Raw genomic sequence first — 4,875 nt, 5'->3', positions numbered from 1 at the left:
CCAGTGCACTTCCAGCCTTATGATACAGCCGGGCATCTGTCGGGTAATTGATCGCTTTTTCCTGCACCGTGCTATCCACGTTTACTGCTGTGAGCGATGTCTTTGATACGGTCTGCGTGGCAATTCCTGCTACCACCGTTAGACTTAACATGAATTCACAGCCTGCTTCGCCTATGCGGTCACGAAATCTCGTCATCTGGCTGGGATCGATTGGCAATTCGTGGCGAAAGTATTCTTCTCCACAGATGTATTGCCAATAGGGATTCTCCACCCAGCGTTCCACCACCGTTTCATCCGATTCGTTGAAAGTGTGCTTCAGGTAGTGCAGCCCTACCATCAAGCGGATCGGAATAGCTGGGCGGCCTTCATCTGAATACAGTCGGTCAAACCGCTCTTCTACTACAGACCAGTCAATCTTCCCTGCCAGGCGATACAGCTCGTGGCGCTGGTCCAACATCTGCTCCAGTCTCATGCGAAAAAGATCATCACAGGGGGTGGGTTCTTGCTTCTTTGGCTTCATCAATTCACCAGAAATTAGGGGTCAATAGTATTAATTCTGGCAAATTCCATACCTTTTGAGTATCCCTCAATGCCAATATTTATGCTAGCTTCTATAGTATTTCAGGGGCGACTATGTAGGTGCTCTAGACGGAGTTCATGCGGGCAAGGCGAGATGGTCAAGAATCTGAGGGATTGCTCCGGATTCCAAGATGGTAGCGACTAATTTCAGGGATTTGCCACAGTGCGAGCAATGCTCTGTCGATATCGAACACTCGTTTGCACGGGTGTTCCCGTCACTTCCCCCGCAATTCCGGAGGTGGTGTGGGTGCAGATTGCTCCACAACACAACTTGGTGAATGACACAATTGAAGTGGAGTCTAATACAGAGCAAGAGCTTGAAAATGAACTTCAGTATGTGGGTTTCTCTGCTCAGGCGGCTAAACAAATTGTGGCACATGCCTAATACGATGCTGAAAGGGACGATTTGCTTCGCTACGTCCCACTTTAGCTAGGCGTTAGGTCGCGTGCGTTAGAGTAGCTGTTAATCCTCACCCAGAAAGGAGAAAGAATGATAAGAATGACAGTCGTAATTGGCATACTTATTGCCGGTATCACTGGATGCGCAACCGATCCCTGTAAAACGTATTTACGAGATGAAGAAGAAATAAAGGTAAAAAGTGGCGATATTGGCGAACCCATTAGCTGTATCAAACCACCAGAGGTACTTACTCCTAATGACATAGCTCCGTGACATTTTCGTCATAGCAGGTGGAATTAGGCCATGAAATCTGGAAAGGCGATTGCATAGGTGGCGTTCGGAAATGCAGGCCCCGCATGGGTTTCGACCGCTCACCGCGTTGGTCAAGATCGAGGAAGAGATGAAACGCAAGACGGGTTAGGCGACGGTCGGGTGCGGTCAGCCCGCACTACTCAGTTTTGGGGGGTGAGTAGGGCGCAACCTGGCCCCTCAGGCGCGCATAGTTGGCCGTTGTGGGACGGTTGTCGCGTGGGCATGGGGGTTAGTCATCCCGTGCCCTTTCGTTGTCCCGTGGATGGGCAGTAATGTAGAGATCACTTTGCCTAAGGTCAACGTGACTTCGCCTTATCGCTCACTCTCACCAACCGGAACCATCAGTCGTGTATCCAGCGGTAATCCAGAGGCGTTTCTTCGGTGACGACATAGAACCTCCGCGCGTCGCCTCTCTCGGCGTGCAAAGCTTATTAAACTTGATTTATCCTAAAAACCGCAGTTGACCGCTTGATTGGAGAGCTAAGTCCATGACATATAGAGGCATTCCTGGAATTTTCTCATTCACCAGAATGGTGAGGCCGCTAGAGGAGCATCATGTGTCGCTCCAGGCACGAATGCGGCGTTGCTCTTCGTTGCAGGGAACGGCCCTGCGGCCTCATCGTGCCTTGCTTCGCATCTGGACCACCACACGCTTCACCCCGTCCAACTGCGGTTTTTAGGTTTATTTCTTCTTCCCGGTTGGTTTGAATTTGCCTGATTTAGAAGCAGGTGCTGGCTTTACAGCTGCAGCAGAATCTGACAAAGCTTTGCCTAACTTGAATTTGACGACTTTCTTGGCAGGAATCGTTATGGATGCACCTGTTGCTGGATTGCGACCTTCGCGGCTTGCGCGCTCTGTAATGGAAAAGGTGCCAAACCCCACTAACTGGACACCATTACCGTCAGCCAGAGTTTTTTGAATAATATCCAATAATCCATTAAGCATGGCAGCGGTTTGAGTTTTTGTTGTATTGGAACGAGTTGCAACTGCTTCAATTAGCTCAGTCTTGTTCATGGAAGATGCTGCTGTTAGTGGTTTAAAAAATGGTTGAGAATCTAGCAGAATATAAATTTAATCACCAATAACCCTTGAGCATTTCAAACATTTATAGTGGAAAAAGCTTATTTTTTGTAAATATACAACAGAAGAGAATATTAATCGGCAATGGATCATTTTCCGGATCACTACAAGTGCAGTACCATTCATACCAATCAGTTCCCTCCCACGAATAACCCTATCTTATGAGTGATATAGAACCAGAGTCTTACTTATTTTTTCCTCTTATCCTTAATTCGTTGATTCTGAGTATCTACTTCGAACAAACCAATGGTCTTGATGAGATCGCTGAATTTTGAGTAACCGTAATTACGCGAATCGAATGCCGAGAAGTTTTTCACGATATGTTTTTTCACCTCTCCCATGTGAGCGAAACCGTCTTCATCGGAAAGCGCTTCAATTGCGGAACGAATCAATGAAATCAGTTTAGTGTCTCTCGCCAGTTCCTTGGGGCTTTTTTTGGTAACGGTTATAGTTGCAGATTCGCTCGAAGATGCCACAGATTTTTGAGTTTTCGTTTCCAGTCCCACCTTTGACTTGCCGGAAGTGTCTATTGCTAGTGTCGCAAGGCTATTTTCACTGTCGACCTGCTTATTTTGCGAGAGAATTTCAAAATATTTAAATTCATTGCAAGCGGCTTGCAGCGATTCTGGTGTTTTTTTCTCACCAAAACCATAGACCAGTTTACCGGATTCGCGAAATCGAATCGCCAATCTAGTGAAATCGCTATCGCTGGAAACAATACAGAAGCCATCCAGAGGAGCTGTATAGAGCAGATCCATAGCATCAATAATCAGCGCGCTATCCGTTGCATTCTTGCCTTTGGTATTAGCATATTGCTGAATGGGTTGGATGGCATGTTTAGGCAGAATTTCCTTCCAACGGCTCAGTTGGTTTTGTGTCCAGTCGCCATAAATGCGCCTCACACTCGCATCTCCGAATTTTGATATTTCCTCAAACAATTCATCAAGTATATCGATCGCTTTGAATGTGTTGTCTGCATCAATCAATACCGCTAGCCTCGGATTGCTGCTGTCGGTGTTCATAGGGTTATCCAAGAGTAATCAAGATTTAGAGTGAGCATAGGCTGTGTATAGGAAAAATAAATGTCTTTTTACTAGAAATGCAGTATTAGTCAAGCTTGCGTCGGCTTCTAGGGTAACGGCAAAGGTCTTCAAGGTTACACTACAATGCGGACGATACTCAATGTCAATATCGAACACCTGCTTGAGCAGATGCATTTGCCGCTTTTCATCGGTTCCGGGATGAGTAGGGCGCAAATTGACCCCTCAGGCGTGCATAGTTGGCCGCAAGTGGGGCGCTTTCGGGGGGCGGGCATGGGGGTAGTCATCCGGTGCACTATCGGCGCCCCGTGGAAGCGCGATAGTATCGTGTTCATTCTACCTACTCCAAAGCGTCTTCACTTAGTAAGCCTGGCGCACGAGACGAAAGAGGAATTCCTGAAACGCTTAACAGCGCAACCGAAGACAGTTTCAACAGCGGATTAGATCAGGTTTGGCAGGATTTGGAGAAGTTATATGCTTGGGATTTGACTGAGAGGTGCTAATCTAGGTTTGAGGTTGTTGAAAATAAATAATGCTTGTTGAACTAGTACAGAAATTGTACTAGTTGCTGGAATGAGAAAGCATTATGCGGAAGCCCTAATACATCTAAACAATTACATTAATAATTGTTTAGGAGGATTTTTCTTGGCATCGTTTCTTGCCATTTCTTCTGCTTGCTCTAAAGCAGCATTAACGTCTTCATTAAGAAGAACTACAGCAGCATCAATTATTTTTATTGATCTATCAAGTGCTGATGACAAATCAAAACCTGCATCGACATATACTTTTAATATTCTAAGTTGAAATGTGGCTAGAGAACTAGGTATAAGCATTTGTTATTTTTAATTAGGAAAGACTGTATTAAGTTGTACTGTTTCTTCAGTGACGTGCACTTTTTATATCTTCTCATGCTTAAGATTAGTTGTAGTAGCTCAAACTCGATCTTACAGCTTCAATAATTGATCTTTATTCAATCTGACATTGATTGACTGAATTAGACGCAAAACATACAGTAAAATTGTGCAAAACAGTTTTTTAACGAAGATAACGTCGCTGCAAACAGTTGATAGGCAACATGCTTCATTGTCTCTTTGACTTCTGGCATTATCTAAGTGTAGAGCTAATTCCTTTTCCAGTAGTTTTCTATCAGTTACGATAAACAATGCCTGGATAACTAGATCTGTTGTCACCCTTTCATCCATCGCATTACCTACAATTCCCCGTTAAACAGATCTTCTATACTAGCCGGTATGTAAATCCAATACAGCAATCAAAATCCCAGTGCTCAAATAGAGCGAGAACTTTGCACGGTCAGAAACAAATTTAGCTGATGAGATGGGATAATTACTCATCAAATCATGTTGTTGAGGTAATTTATATGAGTTTTTCAGATTTTGATGTTACTCGCCGCACCCGCAAAGGCAATTTTCTAAACCAAATTGATCAGTTGATTGATTGGAACC

Annotated in this window: 9 protein-coding genes; 5 read left to right on the top strand and 4 right to left on the bottom strand. The window is 44.7% G+C overall.

The features are described from left to right. Positions 1-520, bottom strand: a 520-nt coding sequence (locus tag BLV54_RS14425) for a transposase (protein ID WP_143032503.1), incomplete at its 3' end; no start/stop codon positions are given. Between the two features lie 222 nt (positions 521-742). Between BLV54_RS14425 and BLV54_RS15815 the strand changes: the two genes are divergently transcribed. The 4 genes from BLV54_RS15815 (at position 743) to BLV54_RS15805 (ending at position 1,971) form a co-directional block, all read left to right on the top strand. Continuing rightward, positions 743-964, top strand: coding sequence for a hypothetical protein (locus tag BLV54_RS15815; protein ID WP_143032541.1), 222 nt, complete (start codon positions 743-745; stop codon positions 962-964). A 105-nt stretch (positions 965-1,069) separates the two neighbouring features. Beyond that, complete coding sequence (locus BLV54_RS14420) at positions 1,070-1,252, top strand: hypothetical protein (RefSeq protein WP_090572303.1); 183 nt, start codon at positions 1,070-1,072, stop codon at positions 1,250-1,252. Between the two features lie 57 nt (positions 1,253-1,309). Then, a complete protein-coding gene (locus BLV54_RS15810; RefSeq protein WP_143032540.1) occupies positions 1,310-1,564 on the top strand; it encodes a hypothetical protein in 255 nt (84 codons plus the stop codon). Between the two features lie 215 nt (positions 1,565-1,779). Continuing rightward, a complete protein-coding gene (locus BLV54_RS15805) occupies positions 1,780-1,971 on the top strand; it encodes a hypothetical protein (RefSeq protein WP_143032539.1) in 192 nt (63 codons plus the stop codon). Positions 1,972-1,973: 2 nt separating this feature from the next. Here BLV54_RS15805 and BLV54_RS14415 read toward each other — a convergent pair whose 3' ends face one another. Then, positions 1,974-2,354: an HU family DNA-binding protein gene (locus BLV54_RS14415; RefSeq protein ID WP_256329537.1), complete on the bottom strand. Its 381-nt coding sequence runs from the start codon at positions 2,352-2,354 to the stop codon at positions 1,974-1,976. A gap of 206 nt (positions 2,355-2,560) precedes the next feature. Next, positions 2,561-3,394, bottom strand: a complete 834-nt coding sequence (locus tag BLV54_RS14410) for an NYN domain-containing protein (protein WP_090572301.1) — start codon at positions 3,392-3,394, stop codon at positions 2,561-2,563. A 144-nt stretch (positions 3,395-3,538) separates the two neighbouring features. Between BLV54_RS14410 and BLV54_RS14405 the strand changes: the two genes are divergently transcribed. After that, positions 3,539-3,856, top strand: a complete 318-nt coding sequence (locus tag BLV54_RS14405; RefSeq protein ID WP_090572300.1) for a hypothetical protein — start codon at positions 3,539-3,541, stop codon at positions 3,854-3,856. Positions 3,857-4,026: 170 nt separating this feature from the next. Here BLV54_RS14405 and BLV54_RS14400 read toward each other — a convergent pair whose 3' ends face one another. Continuing rightward, the gene (locus BLV54_RS14400; protein ID WP_090572299.1) at positions 4,027-4,245 is read right to left on the bottom strand and encodes a hypothetical protein; all 219 of its coding nucleotides are present in this window, start codon (positions 4,243-4,245) and stop codon (positions 4,027-4,029) included. Positions 4,246-4,875: the final 630 nt, after the last annotated feature.

The organism is Nitrosomonas sp. Nm33, assembly GCF_900107265.1.
Taxonomy (GTDB): Bacteria; Pseudomonadota; Gammaproteobacteria; order Burkholderiales; family Nitrosomonadaceae; genus Nitrosomonas.
This window is presented reverse-complemented; position numbering and strand designations above follow the sequence as displayed.

Coding starts and splice junctions, on each gene's coding strand:
- BLV54_RS14405 (WP_090572300.1), top strand. CDS start 3,539: ATGCGGACGATACTCAATGTCAATATCGAACACCTGCTTGAGCAGATG.
- BLV54_RS14400 (WP_090572299.1), bottom strand. CDS start 4,245: ATGCTTATACCTAGTTCTCTAGCCACATTTCAACTTAGAATATTAAAA.
- BLV54_RS15805 (WP_143032539.1), top strand. CDS start 1,780: ATGACATATAGAGGCATTCCTGGAATTTTCTCATTCACCAGAATGGTG.
- BLV54_RS14410 (WP_090572301.1), bottom strand. CDS start 3,394: ATGAACACCGACAGCAGCAATCCGAGGCTAGCGGTATTGATTGATGCA.
- BLV54_RS14420 (WP_090572303.1), top strand. CDS start 1,070: ATGATAAGAATGACAGTCGTAATTGGCATACTTATTGCCGGTATCACT.